Origin of the sequence: Parachryseolinea silvisoli (genome assembly GCF_021190955.1) — a bacterium.
In the GTDB taxonomy this organism is placed as follows: Bacteria; Bacteroidota; Bacteroidia; order Cytophagales; family Cyclobacteriaceae; genus Ohtaekwangia; species Ohtaekwangia silvisoli.
Genome location: NZ_JAIOAO010000001.1, coordinates 1339802 through 1361778, shown reverse-complemented (window position 1 = coordinate 1361778; position 21977 = coordinate 1339802). Strand labels below are relative to the sequence as shown.

General features: G+C 54.1%; 21 protein-coding genes. 10 read left to right on the top strand and 11 right to left on the bottom strand.

Annotated elements, in window-relative coordinates; genetic code table 11:
• Positions 1-123: 123 nt before the first annotated feature.
• From K7P01_RS05655 to K7P01_RS05645, 3 genes are all read left to right on the top strand, one after another.
• Positions 124-753, top strand: coding sequence for an IMPACT family protein (locus K7P01_RS05655; RefSeq protein ID WP_267290754.1), 630 nt, complete (start codon positions 124-126; stop codon positions 751-753).
• Positions 754-806: 53 nt separating this feature from the next.
• Entirely contained in the window at positions 807-1178 is a 372-nt protein-coding gene (locus tag K7P01_RS05650) for a hypothetical protein (protein WP_267290752.1), read from the top strand.
• A 69-nt stretch (positions 1179-1247) separates the two neighbouring features.
• Entirely contained in the window at positions 1248-2504 is a 1257-nt protein-coding gene (locus K7P01_RS05645) for a TCR/Tet family MFS transporter (protein WP_267290750.1), read from the top strand.
• A gap of 22 nt (positions 2505-2526) precedes the next feature.
• Here K7P01_RS05645 and K7P01_RS05640 read toward each other — a convergent pair whose 3' ends face one another.
• The 5 genes from K7P01_RS05640 to K7P01_RS05620 form a co-directional block, all read right to left on the bottom strand.
• The gene (locus tag K7P01_RS05640) at positions 2527-3270 is read right to left on the bottom strand and encodes a LytR/AlgR family response regulator transcription factor (RefSeq protein ID WP_267290748.1); all 744 of its coding nucleotides are present in this window, start codon (positions 3268-3270) and stop codon (positions 2527-2529) included.
• Positions 3267-4322: a sensor histidine kinase gene (locus tag K7P01_RS05635; RefSeq protein WP_267290746.1), complete on the bottom strand. Its 1056-nt coding sequence runs from the start codon at positions 4320-4322 to the stop codon at positions 3267-3269. The genes K7P01_RS05640 and K7P01_RS05635 overlap by 4 nt, the downstream gene beginning before the upstream one ends.
• Before the next feature lie 15 nt (positions 4323-4337).
• On the bottom strand, positions 4338-4682 hold the full coding sequence (locus K7P01_RS05630) for a DUF4288 domain-containing protein (protein ID WP_267290744.1): 345 nt from the start codon (positions 4680-4682) through the stop codon (positions 4338-4340).
• A 38-nt stretch (positions 4683-4720) separates the two neighbouring features.
• Entirely contained in the window at positions 4721-5542 is an 822-nt protein-coding gene (locus tag K7P01_RS05625; RefSeq protein WP_267290742.1) for a cell wall-active antibiotics response protein, read from the bottom strand.
• A 146-nt stretch (positions 5543-5688) separates the two neighbouring features.
• Positions 5689-6069: a LiaF transmembrane domain-containing protein gene (locus K7P01_RS05620; protein WP_267290740.1), complete on the bottom strand. Its 381-nt coding sequence runs from the start codon at positions 6067-6069 to the stop codon at positions 5689-5691.
• Positions 6070-6609: 540 nt separating this feature from the next.
• On the opposite strand from K7P01_RS05620, the gene K7P01_RS05615 reads away from it, so the two are divergent.
• Positions 6610-7155: a hypothetical protein gene (locus K7P01_RS05615; RefSeq protein WP_267290738.1), complete on the top strand. Its 546-nt coding sequence runs from the start codon at positions 6610-6612 to the stop codon at positions 7153-7155.
• 49 nt (positions 7156-7204) lie between these two features.
• Here K7P01_RS05615 and nudK read toward each other — a convergent pair whose 3' ends face one another.
• The 3 genes from nudK to K7P01_RS05600 all read right to left on the bottom strand — a co-directional run bounded on the left by nudK (position 7205) and on the right by K7P01_RS05600 (position 11407).
• Positions 7205-7795, bottom strand: coding sequence for a GDP-mannose pyrophosphatase NudK (nudK, locus tag K7P01_RS05610; protein ID WP_267290736.1), 591 nt, complete (start codon positions 7793-7795; stop codon positions 7205-7207).
• Positions 7796-7858: 63 nt separating this feature from the next.
• Positions 7859-10552 (bottom strand): glycoside hydrolase family 78 protein, encoded by a 2694-nt coding sequence (locus K7P01_RS05605; protein WP_267290734.1) that lies wholly within the window; start codon positions 10550-10552, stop codon positions 7859-7861.
• A 210-nt stretch (positions 10553-10762) separates the two neighbouring features.
• The gene (locus K7P01_RS05600) at positions 10763-11407 is read right to left on the bottom strand and encodes a 3'-5' exonuclease (protein ID WP_267290732.1); all 645 of its coding nucleotides are present in this window, start codon (positions 11405-11407) and stop codon (positions 10763-10765) included.
• Between the two features lie 189 nt (positions 11408-11596).
• Here K7P01_RS05600 and K7P01_RS05595 point away from each other — a divergent pair, with 189 nt between their 5' ends.
• On the top strand, positions 11597-13288 hold the full coding sequence (locus tag K7P01_RS05595) for an amino acid permease (protein ID WP_267290730.1): 1692 nt from the start codon (positions 11597-11599) through the stop codon (positions 13286-13288).
• A gap of 50 nt (positions 13289-13338) precedes the next feature.
• The gene (locus K7P01_RS05590) at positions 13339-15645 is read left to right on the top strand and encodes a DUF7619 domain-containing protein (RefSeq protein WP_267290728.1); all 2307 of its coding nucleotides are present in this window, start codon (positions 13339-13341) and stop codon (positions 15643-15645) included.
• A gap of 54 nt (positions 15646-15699) precedes the next feature.
• On the opposite strand, the gene K7P01_RS05585 is transcribed toward K7P01_RS05590, so the two are convergent.
• On the bottom strand, positions 15700-16830 hold the full coding sequence (locus tag K7P01_RS05585; protein ID WP_267290726.1) for a saccharopine dehydrogenase family protein: 1131 nt from the start codon (positions 16828-16830) through the stop codon (positions 15700-15702).
• Positions 16831-16886: 56 nt separating this feature from the next.
• On the opposite strand from K7P01_RS05585, the gene K7P01_RS05580 reads away from it, so the two are divergent.
• From K7P01_RS05580 to K7P01_RS05565, 4 genes are all read left to right on the top strand, one after another.
• A complete protein-coding gene (locus tag K7P01_RS05580) occupies positions 16887-17402 on the top strand; it encodes a DUF4442 domain-containing protein (protein ID WP_267290724.1) in 516 nt (171 codons plus the stop codon).
• A gap of 62 nt (positions 17403-17464) precedes the next feature.
• Positions 17465-17944, top strand: a complete 480-nt coding sequence (locus K7P01_RS05575; protein WP_267290722.1) for an Mpo1 family 2-hydroxy fatty acid dioxygenase — start codon at positions 17465-17467, stop codon at positions 17942-17944.
• Positions 17941-18879, top strand: a complete 939-nt coding sequence (locus K7P01_RS05570) for a GNAT family N-acetyltransferase (protein WP_267290720.1) — start codon at positions 17941-17943, stop codon at positions 18877-18879. Before K7P01_RS05575 ends, K7P01_RS05570 begins: the two co-directional genes overlap by 4 nt.
• Complete coding sequence (locus K7P01_RS05565; protein ID WP_267292366.1) at positions 18879-19745, top strand: glycosyltransferase; 867 nt, start codon at positions 18879-18881, stop codon at positions 19743-19745. The genes K7P01_RS05570 and K7P01_RS05565 overlap by 1 nt, the downstream gene beginning before the upstream one ends.
• Here K7P01_RS05565 and rsgA read toward each other — a convergent pair whose 3' ends face one another.
• The gene (gene rsgA, locus K7P01_RS05560; protein WP_267290718.1) at positions 19746-20675 is read right to left on the bottom strand and encodes a ribosome small subunit-dependent GTPase A; all 930 of its coding nucleotides are present in this window, start codon (positions 20673-20675) and stop codon (positions 19746-19748) included.
• Positions 20672-21922, bottom strand: coding sequence for a 3-deoxy-D-manno-octulosonic acid transferase (locus K7P01_RS05555; protein WP_267290716.1), 1251 nt, complete (start codon positions 21920-21922; stop codon positions 20672-20674). The genes rsgA and K7P01_RS05555 overlap by 4 nt, the downstream gene beginning before the upstream one ends.
• Between the last annotated feature and the right edge of the window lie 55 nt (positions 21923-21977).

Sequence of the window (21977 nt, the reverse complement as noted above, 5' to 3'; positions counted from 1 at the left end):
AGGTTGTGTTTCGATGTTTGCGTATAAGACTACACGGGGCGGTACAAGGTTGCATGGAATGGGAAAAACCTGCTTTGCGGCGTGTATACGGCGTCGGCGCGCGTAAAACATGTACCTTGCGGTGTGCAGGCATTTTCATACCGTACCATTCAACAGCCCACCCAGGGGCTCTATAAGGAGAAAGGAAGCAAATTCCTTGCCTTTGCGTATCCGGTGTCATCAGAGGCTGCCATCAAAGAACACCTGGACGCGCTTCGCAAGGAATATTTTGATGCACGCCATCATTGCTATGCGTGGATGCTGGGCCCCGACAAACAACGCTTTCGCGCCGCGGACGATGGTGAGCCCAACCATTCGGCCGGCGATCCGATCCTGGGCCAGATACGCTCACGCGACCTGACGGACGTGATGGTGGTGGTGGTGCGGTATTTCGGTGGTATAAAACTGGGCGTAGGCGGATTGATCAGCGCGTATAGACTGGCGGCCGAAGACGCGTTGCAGCAGGCCGTTGTGGACACGCGGGAAGTGCGCGCAGCGGTAACGCTGCAGTACGACTACGGTGCTACACCCGAGGTGATGCGTGTCGTAAAAGAATTTGACGTAGCGATTACCGCACAGGAATATACCGACGGTTGCGTGCTGCGCGGCACGGTGGCCCTTCAGACGCATCCGGCGTTAGTCGCGAAGATCGACCTGCTGCGTGCGTTGGGAGTAGGCGTTGCGCTGCTGGAGACCGGGGCGCCTGCTTCGTGAAACGGTTACAACTTTTCGCAGGCAACACGTGTCTATGGTGAAAATACCCTCCCATGCACCGCTACCTGATTCTGCTCCTGCTGGCCTGCCTGGCCGGTTGTGCGCCCGACGACCACACCACTGACGGTCTTACGCATGCCATGACGCGGGCCGCTGCCAGCTGCGAGACTTCACGCGAGAATATGCAGTGGCTGGAAACACTGCTGGTGCAAGCAGGCTCGGAAGGATCGGCGTATGGCAATGTATATATCATTCCGACCAGTCAGGGTACGGTGTTTGTGCACCAGCCGGTCATGATGAGCTGCCTGGCGTGCCGTACGTTTGCCTGCGATGGTACGGAGATCACGCTGGACAATCCGTTGGTGTACGACGAAGTCGTTCCGGGCATCAGCCCGTCTCACCTGCTGTATAAAGCCCCCCTGTAATTGTCCCGTTTGCGTACGTAGATACTGGCCTATAATGGCTTTATTTGCGGACTGAATTTCGTGCTCCCTATGGTCTCCAAGAAAAACGCTGCTCTCGGATTTATTTTTGTGACATTGTTGATCGATGTGATTGGTTTTGGAATCATCATTCCGGTGATGCCGAAGCTGATTACCAATATGACCGGGGTGAGCAATGCCGAAGCTTCGGAGCTCGGGGGGTGGCTATTGGCGGCGTTTGCCATTCCACAATTCTTTTTTTCACCGCTCATGGGAAATCTGAGCGACCGCTACGGACGCCGGCCGATCCTGCTGGCTTCGTTGTTCGGTTTTGGCGTGGATTATACCTTTCTGGTATTCGCGCCGACCGTTGAGTGGCTGTTCGTCGGGCGCATCATCGCCGGCATCATGGGCGCGAGCTTCACGACTGCGTCGGCCTACATTGCCGATATCAGCGAGCCTGAAAAGCGGGCACAGAACTTCGGTATGATCGGCGCGGCCTTCGGACTGGGTTTTATCATTGGGCCCGCGCTGGGCGGCTTACTGGCCAAATACGGTGGTCTGAAGGCGCCCTTTATCGGCGCGGCCGTGCTGACTTTTGTGAACTGGCTATATGGGTTCTTTATACTGCCGGAATCCCTGAAGCCGGAGAACCGGCGGAAGTTTGAAATAGCCCGGGCGAACCCGATTGGGTCGCTGCTATTTCTGATGCGGTATAAAGTCATCCTCGGACTGGTAGCGTCTCTTGTATTGATCTACATTGCGGGCCATGCTGTGCAGAGCACATGGTCGTTTTATACCATCGAAAAGTTCGGTTGGGGAGAGGACCTGATTGGTTATTCATTAGCATTCGTCGGCCTGTTGGTGGGCATTGTGCAAGGGGGGCTGATACGCTTCATCCTTCCGAAACTTGGGCAGGAGCGCAGCATCTATGTCGGATTGGGGCTTTACGCCGTGGGATTCTTTTTGTTTGGTATGGCGACGCACGGATGGATGATGTTTGTGTTTCTGATACCGTATTGCCTGGGAGGGATTTGTGGCCCAGCCTTGCAGGGTGTTATGTCGGCGCAAGTGCCGGCGACTGAGCAAGGGGAGCTGCAGGGCGCTCTCACGAGCCTCATGAGCCTGACTTCGATAGTCGGCCCCGTATTGATGACATGGATTTTTGCGCATTCGTCCGGCCCGGAAGGAATCGTGAACTTTCCCGGGGCGTGTATGATGACTGCGTCGGTGATGACCCTGGTCAGTGCAGTGCTGGCGCGGATAAGCTTGAAGCGTCCGCATAAGAAGGTGGACGCAGCGGTAGAACAGCAGCCGGTCACGCACTGACCGGGCTGCTGCCGGTTATTCCTTAGATTCCCAAAACGGATTTCAGTTTGCTATAGCCCGCTTTGCTGAGCGGTATACGGACGCCGCTTTTCAGCAGCGCGACGTGTGTATCTTTTTCCAGCGGCTCGATACGGGTGATCTGCGTGAGCTGAATCATGTAGGATCGGTGTACGCGGACAAATTGTGCCTGGTCCAGCGACTGCTCGTAAAAGCTCATCGTCTTTTTCTTCAGGAACATTTCCTTCGCGGTATAGATCTTGACGTAGTCGTCGTATGCTTCGAGGTACTGAATGTCTTGTACCGGGATGATGCGGATGTTACCGCCTTCGCGCACCACCACGCGTGTGCGTTCTTCCGGCTGGCGAATCTCTTCGCGCAAGATGGCGGCCTGTTGCGTGCTTTTGTCGGCGTGGCCGCGTTGCAGGATCCACTTCTCCAACGCCTTATCAAAACGCTCGCGGCTGTACGGCTTGAGCAGGTAGTCGATGGCGTGTGCTTCGAACGCCTTCATGGCGTATTCGTCAAAGGCGGTAGTAAAGATCACGGCCGGTGGCTGTTCGAGTAGCTCGAGCATTTCGAAACCGTTGATCTTGGGCATTTGTATATCGAGAAAGATCAGATCGGGTTTATGGTGGGCGATGGCTTTGATACCCTCAAAGCCGTCGTTGCATTCCGCTACTACGGCAATGTCAGCATGTGCCTGCAGGTACTCGAGGGTGATGCTGCGCGCCAGGGGCTCGTCGTCGATGAGTATGGTTTTGATCATGAGGTCTGCGGTATTTTTACGTGGGTGATGAAGCGCGGGTTTTCTTCGGTTTCGTGTTGTTCGGTGGTCAGGAGGTCGTTGCGCGCGTAGAGCAGATAAAGTCTGCGTTGGACAGAGTTCAGGCCGAAACCTGTACCGCGGCGTGGTTGTGCCGTGGTGGGATCGAACGGATTCTCTACCGACAGCAACATCTGGCCGTCGCGTGCAGTGGCGCTGATGCGGATGGTGATCTCGCCGGTTGTGTCGTAGAGGCCAAACTTAATGGCATTTTCGACAATGGGCTGGAGCAGAAGTGATGGCAGGCGCAAGGCAAGCGACGCAGCATCGTGCTGAACGTCTGTGCGCAGGCGGTGGCCAAAGCGCACTTTTTCTATATCCAGGTATAATTGTAAATGGTTGAGCTCTTCTTCGAGGGTTACGATTTGTTGATCGTCGCGGCGTATGGTGCCGCGTAGAAAGTCAGAAAGCTGTTGGATCATCTTGCGTGCTTCTTCAGGGCGTGAGCCCGCCAGGGCGCTGATGGAGTTCAGGCTGTTGAACAAGAAGTGCGGCTGCAGCTGTTGCCGCAGGGAAGCAAGCTCGGCTTCGCGCGCCATCTTCTGCGCATCTTGCTCGCGCGTCTCACTGGCGCGTTGGTCCTGCATATAGTACCACATCCAGCTCATGAGCGACATCAGGGCGATCATGAGCCAGCTGAACAGACCGCGGATGATATACGAGCCGTTCATATAGTCAAGGTAAATGATATCGTCAGCAAAGGCATAGCGCATAAAGCACCGATGTACAAAAACACAAAGTGCGGCAAGTCCGATGCTCCAGACGGTCATCGACAGGGAATTTTTGGCGCCGGGCTGATAATATTTCAAGGCGTTGTGCATGGCGTGCCCGGCGGCGGCCAGCAACAGGTTAATGGTTACGGCATCTGCTAATGCGGCTTGCCATCGCAGGTCAAAGGTGGTAATCAGTGCATACGTCTCGATGGTGATCAGCAGCACCCACCAACTGGCATACGCCAGGGCAAGTTTATAGGTCGCTATTTTTACAGTACTCACAGGGCGTGGTCAGGATCAGAAAAGAGGAAGCGCGTTCAGACGCAGGGCCATGGCCTTCTGGTGGATGAAGCTAACGTAAGAGTTAGCCTCTTCTATTTCGTGTATGCGGGAGTATACCTCCATACCGTCTTCCAGTTTTTTGAGCGGCAGCAACTCGGCCACGTTGATGAACTCCCACTTAATAAGCTTGTTTTTATCATTGACGAATGAGTCTTCTTCGCCCAGGCCGATCATGCGTGATTTCAGAAAGGCCTCTTCTTGTGACTCGGCTTCGATCAGCCGCAACTGTTCGTCAAACTGTTGTTTCTCTTGGTTTTCGGCCGTGATGCCAAATACGATTTTAGCGATGTACCAGTTCATAAGGATTACTTGAAGGGTGAGAAGAATGGAATACATGGTTAATAGCTTTTGATATCGATGCCACCGAATATGCTGGTGCCTTTCAATATCAGAACTTTGTCGTCGTTGGGATGCAGCGCCGCGGGGTTACGCTTGTCATCCAGGCCACCGAAGATGCTGACCATCTCATCGGCCTGGATCTTCCAGTCCGAAGGCACGACCAGTTTGGCGCCACCGAAGATTTGTACTAATTCGAGTACGGCGCGGCCCTGAATATCGGCTTGCGTCAGATTGATCTCGACACCGCCGAATACGGTCACCGCGTCGCCGCCTTTGAAGTCTTTGGAGATGACTACCTTTTTGGTGCCGCCAAAGATGGTGACGGAGTCGATCATGCCTTCGGCTGTCTCTTCGACAAAGTCAGCACCGAATTGTTGCTGGTAGCGTTGGTGGCGGCGTTCATGCCAGCGTTTCCAGGTTTCGCGGTCACGACCGCGGAAGCGTCCGTGGCGTCTGGGCCGGATGATCATGAACAGGCCGATGGCGATGATGATGACGGGCCAGAAGAATTGACTGCTGTCGACATCTTCGGAAAACATGTTGATGGTCAGAAAGACTGCGCCGACAGCGATGGGGATCAGCCAACCGGGATGGCGAAAGCGGTGCTTGGCGCCGATGAACAGGCCGATGGCAATAGGAATCATGGGCCAGGTAAAAAGCCAGCCGGGCAGGTCGGCGCCCACGGAGCGGGCCAGCAGCAGGCCGCCGATAATGACGATGACAACGCCGCCCAATACCCGACCCATCTGGTCGGGGGTTGTAATGTCCTGGTAAGGTCTTACCGGCTCAGGGGTGTTGCTTCTAGTGTCTTGCGTTTCCATATACTGGGATGATGATATTTTTTTCTCGTTTGGAGGCCTTCCGGCCGGATGTTAAATAAAGATACGGTATGGGTGTGGTTGTAGCGAGTGGTGATAGGCCGACGCCGGGCACCAGTAGGTGAACGTCCGGTTGGGGGCGGTGGCCCTTACCACCCGTCGCAGCCGCCGCGGCGTTTTCTGCGGAACATCATGCCCAGACCAATAATAATCAGGATGACGGGCCACAGGTACGGCCAGGGCGAAAACCCTTCAATTTCGTTTTGTGCCAGGAACACCAGCCCCACGGCGATCGGGAAAAGCCATCCCATATCACTAAACCCTTTTTTAAAGGCGGCGAATACACCGATGGCAATCAGGATCATGGGCCAGGTAAAGAGCCAGGCGGGCATGACGACCCCGGCTACCTTGGCGAACAGCAGGCCACCGATGATCAGCAGGATGATGCCTCCACCGATGCGGCGACGGCGGTCGCGTTGTTGCCATTTTTCGGTTTCCGGAAAGTGGGGGGTTGGGTTGGGATTTTCCATGATGGTTTTTGTTGTTGTCTGTACGAATATACGGTACGAATTGGCGCCCGGGCAGAGGCATTAGGCAAAACCGGGAAGCGCGTAGGTGAACAGCGGAAGGGGGGCGGTGGAAGCAGCGTGCGTGTGGGAGCGAGCGCGAAGAAAATACGGATTGAGAGGCGGGGGCACTGAAACGACGAATCGGTCTTTAAACGCACCGATCGGCCCGACGGACCGTGTCGGATTTGGGAAAGATCGCTGTACTTTTGTAATACGAAATCAACTAAAAGACATCTATTTGAATTGATTTTTAGCGCTCGTCTCACGCAAATCTAACCAGAGGCGAATTATTCCTGTAGCTCTACGCGCCCCACTTTTTCCCTGGGCACGTCTCTATCGTAGATAAGGTCTGAAACATACACGCATGTGCCCCGTGCCGGGTTCGTTGTATCCGTACAACGGCCAACACGTTTGTGCCATACTTCTTTTCGTGTCTGCACCGCAGGGATTGCTATTCAACATTAGAGTTTTTAATTATTAACCATAACCAATTATCTGACGATGAAGAAGAGACCGATGATTATGCGTTCGTTCGCTGTGGCCCTGGTATGTGCAGGCTCCGTTGCTTTGACAAATTGTGCTAATGAAGCCAATGATTTCAAATCCACCACCGCTGCTAACAACAGCGAGGTAGCCGGTAATTTTGTAAAAGGTACGATTGGTGGTACCGCATTTCAATTTGCGCAGTCGCCCAGTGCAGCTGTAGGCAATTCCGACTCCTACTATATCGTGCGTGACAACGGCGATATCGATGTAAATATTTTCCGTAACGACGGCGAAAACGGTGCGGCGATGTTGTACTTCGTGTTGAAAAACGGTGACGTTCAAAACCCGTCAGAGCCGTATATGCAGGTGACCAATGCTGATGGCTTTACGATGGACAGTAACGCCAGCAACAACAAACTGACTGTAACGAGCTTCTCGTTCGACCGCTCTACGGGTCGCGTTACCGGCAAACTGCAACTGTCAGGCGCCGGCAACAACATCGACACGAACACCGCTGTATCGAGCGATTTCGACGTCGTGGTGAAAGAGATTGCCATCTAGTTTACAGTGGTTTTATATTTTTCGAAAGGGCACCGCGTGGTGCCCTTTCTTATTTGGTGCGATAGGTCAACAGATTTTCAATGCGGGCGTGCTGCAACAGCATAATGGTCTTCGCATCCTTGATTTCGCCGCGGCCAATCATGTCGTATGCTTCTGAAAAGTCCAGTTCCATCACGTCGATGTTCTCATGCTCGTCCACGCCACCCCCGTCATTCACTTTCTGATCAAGTGAGTACTCGCCCACAAAGAAGTAGAGTATCTCGGTCACAGACCCGGGCGACATGTATACTTCAAACACCTTCCGTACATCGCTGATACGATAGCCGGTCTCTTCTTCTGTCTCGCGGCGAATGCAGTCCTCCGGGTTATCCAGATCGAGCAAGCCTGCGCAGGTCTCCACCATCATGCCCGTTGCATTTCCATTCACAAACGTCGGTAAGCGAAACTGCCGGGTGAGGATCACGGTATTCGCTGTTTTGTTATACAGCAGAATAGTCGCGCCGTTACCGCGGTCGTAGGCTTCGCGGCTTTGTGTAAGCGGCTGGCCGTCGCGGCCGGTGATGCTGTAGGTGTATTTGTAAAGCGTGTACCAGTTGTTGGACAGTGTTTCTTTCTGAAGAATCTGGACGGTAGGGTTCATGCGGGATGTTCAGCCCTTACCAACGGAAACCACTCCGGAATGTTACTCAGAATAATCAATGTATTATTCATATTGAAAGTGGTAGGTGCCCGAGCCCAGCGTGACGGTAATATCGCTGCCGGCAGTTTTCTGCGCGAAGCCGGTTTGCTCAAGCGCCGTCCTGGTCTCGATCACTTTCTTGCCCGCGGCGCCTGGCAGCACGACTTCGGCCGTGGTGTTTGCGGGTATGGTAACGTCCAGTGTAAACGCGGCACCGGCTTTTTTCCAGGCGGAGCTGACGATACCATGCGGTGTCACCAGCTCGGCGGCGGCTTGTTGTACGTTGCCGCCCGGCTCGGGCGCGATGGTGATGTGTTTGTAGCCCGGTGCGGCATTGCGTATACCGGTGATGCGACGATACATCCAGTCGCCGATGGCGCCATAGGCGTAGTGGTTAAACGAGTTCATGCCGGGTGTTTGAAAGGTGCCATCCGGACGCTGGCCGTCCCAACGTTCCCAAATGGTTGTGGCACCCATTTTCACCGGATACAACCACGAAGGGTATGTCTCCTGCAGGAGCAAGTCGTACGCTACATCGGTGTGGCCGGTCTGTGATAAAACATGACAAAGGTAGGGCGTGCCGAGGAAGCCAGTAGTGAGGTGGTTGCCGTATTGCCGGACGTTGGCCACCAGGCGGTCTGCGGCCTGTGCGCGCAGGTTTTCGGGCAGCATATCGAATTGTAATGCCAGTACATACGCGGTCTGCGTGCCGGAGACCAATCGTCCCGAGGGCGTTGCATATTCACGCAGGAAAGCGTCCTTAATTTTCTTCAGCTGACTGCTATAGGCTTGTGCGTCGTCTTGTCGTCCGAGTATGGTCGCGGCGTTGATCATCAGCTGCACGGAGTTGGCGCGGAAGCATTGTGCGATGAGGTATTTGTCGGTGACGGCGGAGGTGCCGTCGTTGTCATCGAACGGGCGATAGAACAGCCAGTCGCCGAAATGGAAACCGGTATTCCACAGGTCGTGTTGACTGTTGCGTTCCATATAGTCTACCCACGCTTTCATGGATGGGTATTGTTGCCGGAGGAAGGTTGTGTCGCCATAAGCCTGGTACATTGTCCAGGGAATGATGGTGACAACATCGGCCCAGCCTGTGGAGGCAGCGTCGTTCGGACCCAATACGTTGGGGATCACAAAGGGAATGCGTCCGTCGGCTTGCTGGTCGGCGGCTACGTCGTGCATCCACTTGTTAAAGAAACCGGCTACCTGCCGGTTGAAGGCGGCGGTGCGGGCGAATACCTGGGCATCGCCGGTCCAACCCAACCGCTCGTCGCGTTGCGGGCAGTCGGTGGGGACGTCCACGAAGTTGCCGTTCTGGCCCCAGCGGATGTTGTGCTGGAGTTGGTTGATGAGCGGATGGGAAGTAGAAAAGCTGCCGGTGGAGGGCATGTCGGAATACAACGCGGTGGCGGAGATATTCTCGGTTGTCAGTGTGCCGGGATAGCCTTCCACCTTTATATAGCGGAAACCGAAGAAACTGAACCGTGGCTCATATACTTCCTGGCCGCCGCCTTTCAGCGTATACACCACTTCGGCTTGTGCGGCGCGGAGGTTGTCGGTATAGAAGTTGCCTTCGCGATCGAGCACTTCGGCGTGGCGGATGGTGATGCGGTCGCCGGCTTTGCCCGATACTTTCAGGGTGATCCATCCGACGAGGTTCTGGCCGAAGTCCACGACCGTTTCGCCCTTTGGTGTGTGGAGGATCTTTTGTGCGCGGAAGGTTTCGTGCTTGCGTACGGGCGGACCGCAGGTGGCCACCAGGTTGTCTTTCCCACCCTCGGCAACTTTTACACCCTGCCAACCCGCGTCGGTGTAGCCGGTCTGGGTCCATCCGGTCTTTTCGAGGCGGGCGTCGTAGGCTTCACCATAGTAGATTCCCGCCCGCACGATCGGGCCGGTGTTGCTTTTCCATTGTTTGTCGGATGTAATGACCTGGCGTGTGCCGTCGGTGTAGGTCACGCGGAGCTCATAGAGCAATCCGAGTGTGGAGCCGTAGATGTTTTTTGTGTCGGCCCAAGCCAGGTTTCCCCGGTACCAGCCATCGCCGAGTAGTACCCCCGTGGCATTGACGCCGGTCTTGAGTAGCGGGGTGACGTCGTATACCTGGTATTGAAGCCGCTTGTTATAGCTTGTCCAGCCGGGCGTGAGATACGCATCGCCTACACGCTGACCATTGATATGCGCTTCGTACAGGCCGTGGGCCGTGATGTAGAGCCGGGCGGTAGCCACGGGCTTGCCCAGGGTGAACTCGCGCCGCATCATGGGCGCAGGTTTGTTGACGGCGTCGCCGGGCAGGTCGGGCTCGATCCAGGCGGCCGTCCAGTCACCGGGTTGTAAGAGGCCCATTTCGAACGACTGGGTGGTACTCCACGCGCTGGCGTTGCCACCGTTGTCCCATACGCGCACGCGCCAATGGTATTTCTCGCCGGCGGTGAGGGCGGGGCCGCGGTAAGATACGAGCACCGATTGGTCGCTCTTTACCCGGCCGGTTTTCCAGATTACGTCGCGAAAACCGGCGTCGCGGCTCACGACGAGCTCATAGCCTGTTTGTAGTACGTTGCGGCGGGTGGTGGTGAGCACCCAGCTGAAGCGGGGCGTTGGTGCGTCCAGGCCCAGGGGGTTGTGCTGGTATTCGCAGGTCGGTGTTGTAATGGCGAGCTTTTGCGCCTGGGTGGCGGTGGCCAGCAGGCAGAGGAAAAAGATCAGACGTGTCATAGGCGGTTCCAGGTTACGCCGCAAGATACGGCGGATTGCGGCAGGACTTTCCTGCACCCTCCTGTATGAAACAGAGCGAGTGTGAGAGCGGGAGCGAACATGCTCGCGCTGTTTCCTTCGCTCTCACACTCACCCTCACTCTTATAATAGGGAGTCCGCCCGACTTTGAAAGCCGAAGTTTTAATGGATTCGTATTATTGACCTTCTGGTCTATTGTACGACGGGGCCTTTGCCGCTGGCTTCGACCAATTTGCGGTAAATCTCCAGACAGACCCAGGCGTCGGTGGCGGCGTACTCGATCTGTTTTTCGGTGAGGGTAGGGGCCTCCCAGTTGGAGGTCTGGGCGCTTTTAGAAATGCGGAAGCCCAAGAGGAGGCCGGTGAGTTTTTTTACACTTTCTACCTGGTAGCCGGCTTTGCGGGCTACGATCGATAGGTCTACAAACGACTGGGGGGTAAAAGGGGCAAATTTTTGCAGACCTTTAATGTCGTCATGTATGGCTACGCCGGCTTTGATGATGCCGGGGTTTTCAAAGATGGCAGCAATTTCGGGTGTGACGCCAGCATGATGCGTGCGGATGAGAAATACTTTGCCGGGAATGGCCAGCTGAATGAGGGCTACCTTAAATACCTGCCCGCGCTTAAAACTGGGGCGGGTTTCGGTATCGAAGCCCACTACGGTGTGTTTTTGAATTTCTTTCGCTACCGCGGGCAGCGCGGCCGGGTCGGTAACGACCTGTACCTTTTCGTGAAAGGCTTTGAGCTGTAGCTGGTTGAGTTCTTCGTTCGAAATAGTGGTCTTAAAACCTGAGGGGTCTGCGGGTGTGTCTTTTACATGTTCGGAGGACGACTGCATTAAAAAATACGATTAAAGCTTAAAAAAATTATCACGCCTTAAAATAAAGTAAAAATACTGACACCTATCCTACCGCCGGTAACTTTCGGATTTAATGGGCAGCGTTGCAAAATGTTCGGAAACGGGCAAACCTGTAATGCTGATCAATTTTTGCTATTTTGAGCCCTACTTAACCCTAAACTGAACTGAATGTCAAAATCTTTATTCCGCAAAAAGTCGCTGACGACTATTGCGCAGGACGCCGAACGGGGTGTCGACGACGGCCATGGCGGCAAAGGTCTGCGTAGAGTGTTGTCGGTGCGCGATCTGACTTTTATGGGCATTGCTGCCGTAGTCGGAGCGGGTATATTTTCAACGATCGGCACGGCGGCCTCCAACGGGGGGCCGGGTATATCGTTGTTATTTGTCTTTACCGCCATCACCTGTGGATTTTCTGCCCTCTGTTATGCTGAGTTTGCGAGCCGTGTGCCGATTTCCGGCAGCGCCTATACCTATGCGTATGTTTCCTTCGGCGAGATCATCGCCTGGATTATCGGCTGGGCTCTGATTCTGGAATACGCCATTGGCAATATTGTGGTGTCTATTTCGTGGAGCAGCTATTTCAACCACCTGCTTGAAGCTGCCGGCATCCACCTGCCAGGTTGGTTGACTATCGACCCCACCACGGCCAAGCTCGCCTACGAAACCACGAAGCAGCAGCTGAGCAGCGGTGTCGCCATGACGCCTGCTATGCAGTCGGTCATCACCGCGTACGAGACCGCGCCAGTCATTGCCGGCAAAACGATCTTTGTGAACCTGCCGGCCGGTATCATCATCGTTCTCATCACCTGGCTCACTTATATAGGGATCAAGGAAAGTAAGAAGAGCGCCAATTATATGGTGATCTTTAAGATTGCCGTCGTGCTGTTTGTCATCGTCTTTGGATTCATTTATGCCAAGCCATCGTATTGGTCGCCGTTCCTGCCGAACGGTTTTGCGGGGGTATTGAAGGGGGTGTCGGCTGTGTTTTATGCGTATATCGGCTTCGATGCGATCTCCACCACCGCCGAAGAATGTAAGGATCCCAAACGGGATCTGCCGCGGGGGATGATCTACTCGCTGGTGATCTGCACCGTATTGTACATTTTAGTGGCGCTGGCCCTGACGGGCATGGTGCATTATTCTGAATTGAACGTAAACGATCCGCTGGCCTTTGTGTTTGAGCGCGTAGGGCAGGAGTGGATCAGCTATATCATCGCCATTAGCGCAGTCGTGGCGACCACCAGTGTGTTGCTGGTCTTCGCATTGGGCCAGCCCCGTATCTGGATGAGCATGAGCCGCGACGGCTTGCTGCCGAAAGCCTTTGCCAGAGTGCATCCACGCTACCAAACACCGCACTTTTCGACGATCGTGACCGGTTTCCTGGTAGCCATCCCGTCGCTTTTTATGCAAAGCTCGCTTATGACCGACCTGACCAGTATTGGTACCCTGTTTGCCTTTGTGCTGGTATCGGGCGGCGTGCTGATGCTGCCGCGCCTGGACAGTGCGACGCGGTCGGGCTTTAAACTGCCCTATGTCAACGGTCGGTTTATTGTGCCGGTGCTGTTCGTGGCGTTTATATACTTGTTCCTCGAACGCATCCAGACGGACCTGGCGGACCCAACGGCCAGCCTGCAAGAGGCGCTTTTCCTGACATATGTGCTTGTGGCAACTGTCATCACAGTGCTGACGGTCGTAAAAAGCTATTCACTTATACCGGTGCTGGGCATGCTGTGCTGCGCGTACCTATTAATTGAAATCCCGGCGGTTTCCTGGGAATGGTTTTTTGTATGGATGGCGATCGGTTTGGTGATCTACTTTAGCTATGGCTATAGGAAGAGCCGGCTGGCGCCAAAGGCGTAGTGTCGAGACCCTCGTTGAAAGAGACTCATTCGTTATAACTGTCTATATCTATGCGTAAATTCTACCTGTTGTTGGCAGGCGTGCTCCTGTGTGGGCTGGCCGGTGCCCAGGAACTGACGTTTCGGTCGTATCCGCTGCCGGACGAAAAGATTGGAAATGGGAAACTGTTTTTGGATGGCAACGATGTTTGGGTTGCCACCGGCGAAGGTGCTTGCAAGTTTTCGGGTGGCGTCTGGGAAGTGATTCAGAAAAGCAACGGCCTCCCGGCAGATTCTGTCAAGCAGATTTCGAAGGATACCCAGGGAAACGTGTGGTTTCTGACCAAAGATGCGGTGGGCGTACGTCATCCCGACCAATCGTGGACATATTCTTACGAGAACCGGTTCGACTGGGGCGGTATGGTACAGCGTGTTGGAGACGATCTCTGGCTGAGCGCCAATAATGCTGAGCTTAAAAAGATCGACCCTACCGGGACGACCACTACGTATGGCTGGGACGACGGCCTTCGGTCAACGACAGAAGATATTGTGCGGGATGCTCGCGGCGTATATTATATCCTGAACTACAATTACATCGTCAAGAGCAAAAATAACACATGGGAGATTGATACTTCCCTTTGGAACAGTATCTTATATGACATTGTGGTGACCCGAAATAATGCGATATACATAACGCATGAGCGGGGTGTCGTGTTCGATGCCAATGAGGATGATTATAGCTGGTTTGGTTATTTGCACTCTCCTTACCTCGATGAGATTCCAGTATATGCCATGGCGGAAGGGCTCGATGGCACCTTGTATTTTGGTACAAGACAAGGACTGGTGACCCGTAAGAAAGGATTTTTCCGTCGTTACACTACGGCAGACGGGCTGACGGGAAATTGCGTGCGCGATGTACAGGTAGACGCGTTGGGCAACGTTTGGTGTACGGTTGAGACATTAGACGCGAACAATTACAATGGTCCGTTGACGTTGGTGAAGATACCGTACTCCATCACTACTGATCCGACGTACGTGCACGGAATCGTTTATCACGATGAAAACGGCGATGGTGTGCAAGGTGGGAATGAAGCGGGTGTACCCAATCAATTTATTCACCTTATGCCGCGCGACGCCTATGCGGTGACAAATGAAGACGGTACGTTTTTGTTCCCTTCCGAGGCGGGCGAAAACACGATGAACTGGGTGCAACCTGACTGGTGGATGAGCGCCGGTACGCCGACGTCTCATACTTTTACCTCGCCGGCTGACGATGGTCGTATCTTTGATATTGGCATTATGGTAAAACCCATTCGCGAGGTGTCTGCCTTTGTCAGCAGCGGCAACGCCCGGCCCGGTTTTGAGCTGCGTTACAATCTTTATATTTCGAACCGTAGTAATGTCGCGATCCAACAGCGGGTCACATTTGAATATGATCCCAGCCTGGAATACCTGAGCAGTGACTTGGAGCCTGCACAGCATGACGGTAATACGCTGTATTGGGACGTGGAGGTTGAGAAGACCTATTACAAGGCTGTGACACTCGTTTTCCGGGTGCCGGCCAATACGCCGCTGGGCAAGGTGCTTCATACCACCGTGAGCGTACCCACGCTGCCGGGAGAGACAGAAACCCGTGATAACAGCTACACACTCGAACAGATTGTGCGAGGTTCCTTCGATCCCAACGACAAGCTCGTGGGCGAGGGCATCCTGGAGCAACGGTATGTCGAAATGGGAACGCCGCTGAACTATACTATTCGTTTTCAGAACACCGGCACGGACACAGCTTTTACCGTACGGATAACAGACGAGCTCGATCCAAAGCTCAACCTCACCAGTCTGGAGATTATACGTACCAGCCATCCGGCAACATACGTACTCGATAGTCGCACGTTGACTTTTCACTTTGAGAACATTCTGCTGCCTGACAGTACCACAGACGAGCCTAACAGCCATGGCTATATTCAATACCGCATTAAGCCCGTGAGCTCTATGGCAGATGGTACCCAGGTGCGTAATAAAGCCGCTATATACTTTGACTTTAATGAGCCTGTGGTGACGAATGAAACGGTGAATACCTATGTGAATGAGTTGCCGTCTAACAGCCCGACAAGTACGGAGAAGAATCTGCAGGCTGGTGTAATGACGTATCCTAATCCGGTGCGCGATGGGAACCTGGTGATTGTGTCGAAGAATGCGGAAGTGATGAAGGGTTCTGTGACGCTTACTTCATTGGCGGGTAGCACTATGCGTGCGGCGTCGCTGCAAGGTGTGCGTACGCTGGTAGATGTGAAGGGGGTTGCGCCAGGGATGTATGTGTTGAAGGTCGAGAATCGTGGAGTGAAGAGTACAAGGAAGATTGTGATTGTACAGGAGTAAAACCTGTCTGTAAATAGTAAAGGCCGGCTCTGTATATAACAGAACCGGCTTTTTTTATTCCTTCACCGTAAGCGCATAATGCACCCCTCGCGCTGCTAAATGGTCACGTATATATTTAAAGTTGTATTCCTCTTCCCCTAAATACTCCGGCGGGGAAATGCCGCGACGGGTAAACTTGCCATCTAATACTAATTGCACTGCGGCCGTACAGGTATACCCCGTAGTGCGCGCCATGGACAATGTGCCGGTAGCCCGGTCGGTGCGGTCCAATAAGTTATATTCATACGTCACGGAGAGCCCGTCCTCGATGCCCTTCACGCGAATGCGCATGACGGTAAACTCCTCTTCGCCGGGTTTGAGCTTCCACAGGGGGAACAGCAGCTGGGCCGTTACATCGAGGGGGCGTACGCGCATGCCGTTTACGTCGATCTCTTCCTTGGAGAAAAATCCGCTGTCGCGGAGCATACGCAGGTACTCAATGCAGCCGGGATAACGCAAGGTCTTTTCGATCATGTCGGGGATGCCCTGCATGGTATGGATGAGTGTGCGCAGGCCGTCGCTGTTCCAGGACTCGAGGGTGCCGACGCCGGGGAAGTGAATAAGCTCGGCATCGGACAGGGCCTCGCGCACGACGATGGCGCCGTTTTGTACATAGCGCGCCGGGCGGGTATATTCTTCGATGACGTCGATGGGGGAGAATACGGCCTTATATTCATAGGGCCACTCGCGCACGATGGGCAGGCCGCCGACGAGGCATTCGTAAGATTGTACCTGCATGCGCGGGCGGTGATAACCCAGGATGATATTGCCCATGCCGGGGGCGACGCCGCAGTCGGTGACGATGGTAACGTTTTGATGGCGGGCGAGGTCGTCGAGGAGGAAGGGATCTTCGGGAAAGAATGAGATGTCGACCATGTTCCTGCCGGCTTCGATCACGGTGCGTGCGGTTTGAAAACCCATGAAGCCGGGTACGGCGCCGACCACCAGGTCGAATGGTTGTACCAGCGCGTGGAGCAGGTCGAGGTCGCTCAGGTCGGCCTGGCAGGTTTTTATGCCGTGTTGTGCCAGTGCGCCGAGGGCTTCGGGCCGGACGTCGGCCGAGGTGACATTATAGGTCTTGGCCAGGTCGATGGCAATGGCATTGCCGACCAAGCCCGCGCCCAGTACGAGGACTTTCTTTTTCATAGAAGTAAGGTAAGGAGAAATTACATACCTTGGCTAACCACAGAAACGCTACTGCTATGTTTGACCCGAATAAGATTGTCGCCAAAGCCCAGCACTCCGGCTTTTACCGCTGGCTGCTGAACAAGTCGTTGGACCGGATGATACCCTTTAACAGACCTCACGGTTTTCAGGTCATTGACATTGGTGATTACCATCTCAAAACACGGCTGCCATACCGGCGCCGTAACCAGAACCACATTCGCGGATTGCATGCCTGTGCGTTGGCGACTGTTTCTGAATTTACGACGGGGTTTCTGCTGGTAAGCCGCCTCGACAGCCGCAAGTACCGCATCATTATGCAACGCCTGGAAATGGACTATCATTATCAAGGCAAGATGGACGCTACGGCGGTGTTTGAAATTTCGGAAGCCTGGTTGCAAGAGCAGGTCTATGAACCGTTACGCACGCAGGAGTCGGTGGTGATACCCTGCGAAGTAAAGATCCACGACCAGGCGGGCAATCACCTGACGACGGGTAAAGTGTTTTGGCAAATCAAAGACTGGCAGCGTGTACGTACCAAGGTTAGCGCCTGAAAGACCGGTATGTTTTACGTTCGTTTTTGAGTAAATTACCTCTGCTCTAAACCCCTTTGTGTATGCGCAAGATCGATTATCTATTTACCGAATATGGCGAGAGTCATCAGGACGCCACCAACAAAACGATTCACTGGATTTGTGTGCCGTTAATTTTTTTTAGTATTGTAGGGCTGATCGCCTCCATTCCCGCGGCGCCCGTGCAGCAATTCCTCGGCGAAGGCAACGTCTACGCACATTGGGGGACTGTGCTGCTTATTCCCGTGATTGTTTATTACGTGACGCTGTCGATTCCCCTGAGTATCGGCATGATGTTGTTCAGTGCTGCCTGCCTGGCGCTGGTAAACGTAATCATACGACTAAACGTAGGGCCGCTGTGGGCGGTGTGTATAGGTATATTTGTGCTGGCCTGGATCGGGCAGTTTTACGGTCATAAGATCGAAGGCAAAAAACCGTCGTTCCTAAAAGATATACAGTTTCTGCTAATCGGTCCGGCATGGCTGATGCACTTTATTTATAAAAAGATCGGTATTCCGTATTGAGCCCTGTCATATTTTCAGCGGGTGCATGGCCTGTAGGCTATCATCCTGACTTTACGATATCCCTTTATAATCAACCGGGACATGTGGCCCTGCAAGGTGGTCAGGTGTGGTGTAGCTTTTTTATGCTGCACGAGAAGCGCCGCCAACTGCTGGCGGTGTTTCAGGTGTGTATTGACAAGGGTGTAGGCAAGAGCCCGTTGCGGGCGCCGTACGGTGGCATCGAATGTTCCTCGCGGGTATCGCCGACACAGCTGTTTGATTTTATTTCTTTTATTGAGTCCAGCCTGCGTGCCGAAGGCGTTACACAACTAACGCTGAAGTGCGCACCGCAAGAATATTGGCTGCACACTTCGGCGTTACTGCACACATTCCTCATCAACCAGGGATACCGGGTTATGCACGCCGAAGTGACGGCGCTGATCGATGTGCGGACGTCCGCAGAGCGGTCGTTGCATGCGTGGGAGCGGCGTAAGCTACGGCAGGCGGCGGCGGCCGGGTTGAAGGTTAAAGCGTTACCTGCGGAACAATTGCCGGAGCTCTATGCCTTCATCGCTGCCTGTCGTCATAAGAAAGGGTATACGCTTTCGCTCTCCCGGGAAGATGTATTGAAAGCCGCAACACGTTTCCCGGAGGCCTATGTATTGTTTGGTGTGTACCAGGATAAGAAACTCATCGCGGGCGCACTGTCTGTGCGGGTACGGGAGAACGTACTCTATAATTTTTATTCCGACCACGACCCGGCATACGATGTGCTTAGCCCCGTGGTGATGCTTATCGACGGCATGTATGAGTACTGCGTTCGGCAGGGTATTGCGTTGCTGGACCTGGGCACTTCAGCCGTAGGTGATGCGCCCAACTTTGGGCTATTGGAATTTAAGCTCCGGTTGGGAGGAATGCCTTCGTCTAAGTTTACATTTACCAAATTGTTGTCGTGATGCAGTCCGCGCGTGTTTCCATCATCTGTTTGTGCTACAACCACGCCCGGTTTGTAGAAGAGGCGATCGACTCGGTCCTGCAACAAACCTATGACAATATCGAGCTGATCGTGGTGGACGATGCGAGTCGGGACAACAGCGTTGCCATTATCCGCGAGAAGCTGCGGTCCATGCCCGAAGCAGTCTTTATACCACTGCCGGAAAATATAGGCAACTGCCGAGCTTTTAACCGGGGTTTGGCGCATGCTACCGGTGATTACATCATTGACCTGGCCGCGGACGACGTGCTGTTACCCGGGCGTGTGGCCGAAGGGGTAAAAGCGCTGCAAGCGCAGGGCGTGACCTATGGCCTGAACTTTACCGATGCCGAGTGGATCGACGACGCTGGCAGGCTGCTGCATTTGCATTCTCAGCGCTTTCCGCATGCCAAGGTGCCACAGGGCGACGTATACTTACCATTGATTACACGGTATTTCATTTGTTCGCCGTCCATGATGTTCACCCGACTGCTGATCGACAGCCTCGGCGGGTATGACGAGTCATTGTCCTATGAAGATTTTGATCTGTGGATGCGTGGGGCCCGGGCCTTTCGATTTTGTTATATACCCCACGTGCTTGTGCGCAAGCGGGTGGTGATGGGCTCGTTGGCTAAAAAGCAATTTACACGCGATGATCGCCAGCGGTATACGACCTATCGTGTCTGTGAGAAAATACTGGAGATGAATCGCACGCGTGCGGAGCAGCGGGCACTGCACCAGCGTATTGGCTATGAAATGAAGCAGTGTTTGAAAGTGCTGGACGTAGGGCTGGTGTTTCGGTACATGCGCTTGCGCAGCAGGAATCGCGCGCAGCATCATCCCGGCTGATTATTTTCGATTGTCCTCGCCCAGTAACATGCCAAGATAATTCTGATAGCGGCTCGGTGCGATGGCGCCGCTTTGTACGGCGTCGAGCACGGCACACTTAGGCTCGCTTACGTGGATGCAGCGCGCGCCGAATTTACAGCCCAGCCGACGGTCGCGCATTTCGGGGAAATAATCCGAAAGCTCCTGTCGTTGAATATCCACGAGGCCCCATTCCTTTACACCCGGAGTGTCGATCACAAAGGTGCGCTCGTCGAGTTGAAACATTTCGGCGAAGGTGGTGGTGTGTGTACCCTTTTCGGAAGAGGACGATATGTCGCCTACGGTTTGCTCGATGTGTGGCGCGAGCTTGTTCAGCAACGTAGACTTGCCGACGCCGGAGTGACCGGCAATCAAGGTGATCTTATCTAGTAGCATGTGTCGTACGGCATCGGTTGACTCCTCGCGTGCCGATACAGAGAAACACGTTACACCCAATGAAGTATATAAGGCAATCAGCTGTTGTGTCAATTCCGACTCCTCTGGCAGGAGCAGGTCTTTCTTGTTAAAGACAATCACCTGTGGGATGCGATACGCTTCGGCGCTGACCAGAAAGCGGTCGATAAATCCCAGCGATGTGCGTGGCATGGCCAGCGTGACCACCAGCAACGCCTGGTCTACATTGGCTGCCAGTATGTGCGAGTGTCCGGTCTTTTTAACAGACGTTCGCAGAATGTGGTTGGTGCGGGGAAGTATTTCGGTAATGGAGCCGATTTCGTGCTCGGGGTCGAAAGCCACGTGGTCGCCCACCGCAACGGGGTTTGTTTCTTTGATGCCTTCCAGGCGGATCTTACCGCGCACGCGACAGTTATAGTGCCGGCCGTCGGGTGCGAGCACGTCGTAGAACGAGCCTGTGGAGCGCATGACGGTACCCGTGAGCCGCTGGGTACTCATGCGGGACGAAGCTTGGAAGTGGTGACGACGTAATCGATGATCATGCGCGTAGCGCCCAGGTTTTCTTCTACATATTGCCGCGTCACTTCGCAGGCCAGCAGAAAATTCTCGGGTATGTTGAGCATTTCGTATTTGGCTTTGAAGTCGGGGTAGTCGGACACCTCAAAGGCGCCGCCGCGGTTTATGAGGTCGACGGCCTCCTGAAACTTTTCATAGTTACGATTGCCAAAGAAGATCGGCACACCATAACACGCGGCTTCCAGTATGTTGTGAAGGCCTTTGCCAAACGCGCCTCCCACATACGCAAACTCGCCATAGCGATACAAACGAGACAGCATGCCGACATTGTCGATGATTAACACCCGGGCTTCGTCCAGGTCGGGCGTCTGGGCTGCCCGTGAGTACCGCACGGAGCGCACCTGCAGTGACCGCTCCAGGATTATGAGGGAAGATTCGCTGATCTCGTGTGGCGCAATGATAAACTTTAGCCGGTCTTCATTGATGAAGGGAATCAGTACGTCCAGGTCTTCCGTCCAGGAGCTGCCGACGACCAACACTTTTTGATCGGCTTTAAAGCTTTTGGCAATGGCGATCTCTTCTGCCTGTTGCACGACCTGGTACACGCGGTCGAACCGGGTGTCGCCGGCGCGCCGGACATTATGAATGCCGATGCTTTGCAGCAGTCGAACAGACTCGTCGTTTTGTACAAAAAAGGAGGAGAATTGTTTCAGGATATTGCGATAGAACCCGCCGTATGATTGAAAAAACAGTTGATCCTGGCGGAAGATAGCCGACACCGACAGCAACGGGATGTTGTTTTTGTGTAGGGTGCGTGCGAAATGATGCCAGAATTCATACTTGACAAAGATGGCCAGGTCGGGTTTTACCAGGGATATAAAACGACGTGCATTGGCTGCTGTATCGAGGGGCATGTAGCACACGTAGTCGGCCTTGTCATAGTTTTTGCGCACCTCATAGCCCGAGGGTGAGAAAAATGTCAACAGTACGCGTACATCGGGAAAGCGTTCTTTCAATGCTTCAATGAGGGGCCGGCCCTGCTCAAACTCACCGAGGGACGCACAGTGGATCCAAACCACGAATCCCGGCTGGTGTTGAAAGCGTGCCGCCAGTTCGCGAAAGCCCCGTTTACGCCCCTGGGCAAAGGCTTTGGCTTTGGGATGAAAGAGCGCCGCCACGCGTACCCCTACGCCTAACAGGAAAATCGCCAGATTATACAGTACAATCATGTCTGCGCAAAATTAACACGATGCCTGATACCATAAGTGTTGTTGAGTACGATTT

What these genes read in the sequence shown, in the direction of transcription:
- K7P01_RS05615 (WP_267290738.1), top strand. Translation starts at nt 6,610, where the DNA reads ATGAAGAAGAGACCGATGATTATGCGTTCGTTCGCTGTGGCCCTGGTA.
- nudK (WP_267290736.1), bottom strand. Translation starts at nt 7,795, where the DNA reads ATGAACCCTACCGTCCAGATTCTTCAGAAAGAAACACTGTCCAACAAC.
- K7P01_RS05625 (WP_267290742.1), bottom strand. Translation starts at nt 5,542, where the DNA reads ATGGAAACGCAAGACACTAGAAGCAACACCCCTGAGCCGGTAAGACCT.
- rsgA (WP_267290718.1), bottom strand. Translation starts at nt 20,675, where the DNA reads ATGAGTACCCAGCGGCTCACGGGTACCGTCATGCGCTCCACAGGCTCG.
- K7P01_RS05620 (WP_267290740.1), bottom strand. Translation starts at nt 6,069, where the DNA reads ATGGAAAATCCCAACCCAACCCCCCACTTTCCGGAAACCGAAAAATGG.
- K7P01_RS05590 (WP_267290728.1), top strand. Translation starts at nt 13,339, where the DNA reads ATGCGTAAATTCTACCTGTTGTTGGCAGGCGTGCTCCTGTGTGGGCTG.
- K7P01_RS05595 (WP_267290730.1), top strand. Translation starts at nt 11,597, where the DNA reads ATGTCAAAATCTTTATTCCGCAAAAAGTCGCTGACGACTATTGCGCAG.
- K7P01_RS05555 (WP_267290716.1), bottom strand. Translation starts at nt 21,922, where the DNA reads ATGATTGTACTGTATAATCTGGCGATTTTCCTGTTAGGCGTAGGGGTA.
- K7P01_RS05640 (WP_267290748.1), bottom strand. Translation starts at nt 3,270, where the DNA reads ATGATCAAAACCATACTCATCGACGACGAGCCCCTGGCGCGCAGCATC.
- K7P01_RS05585 (WP_267290726.1), bottom strand. Translation starts at nt 16,830, where the DNA reads ATGAAAAAGAAAGTCCTCGTACTGGGCGCGGGCTTGGTCGGCAATGCC.
- K7P01_RS05565 (WP_267292366.1), top strand. Translation starts at nt 18,879, where the DNA reads ATGCAGTCCGCGCGTGTTTCCATCATCTGTTTGTGCTACAACCACGCC.
- K7P01_RS05600 (WP_267290732.1), bottom strand. Translation starts at nt 11,407, where the DNA reads ATGCAGTCGTCCTCCGAACATGTAAAAGACACACCCGCAGACCCCTCA.
- K7P01_RS05580 (WP_267290724.1), top strand. Translation starts at nt 16,887, where the DNA reads ATGTTTGACCCGAATAAGATTGTCGCCAAAGCCCAGCACTCCGGCTTT.
- K7P01_RS05575 (WP_267290722.1), top strand. Translation starts at nt 17,465, where the DNA reads ATGCGCAAGATCGATTATCTATTTACCGAATATGGCGAGAGTCATCAG.
- K7P01_RS05650 (WP_267290752.1), top strand. Translation starts at nt 807, where the DNA reads ATGCACCGCTACCTGATTCTGCTCCTGCTGGCCTGCCTGGCCGGTTGT.
- K7P01_RS05605 (WP_267290734.1), bottom strand. Translation starts at nt 10,552, where the DNA reads ATGACACGTCTGATCTTTTTCCTCTGCCTGCTGGCCACCGCCACCCAG.
- K7P01_RS05645 (WP_267290750.1), top strand. Translation starts at nt 1,248, where the DNA reads ATGGTCTCCAAGAAAAACGCTGCTCTCGGATTTATTTTTGTGACATTG.
- K7P01_RS05630 (WP_267290744.1), bottom strand. Translation starts at nt 4,682, where the DNA reads ATGAACTGGTACATCGCTAAAATCGTATTTGGCATCACGGCCGAAAAC.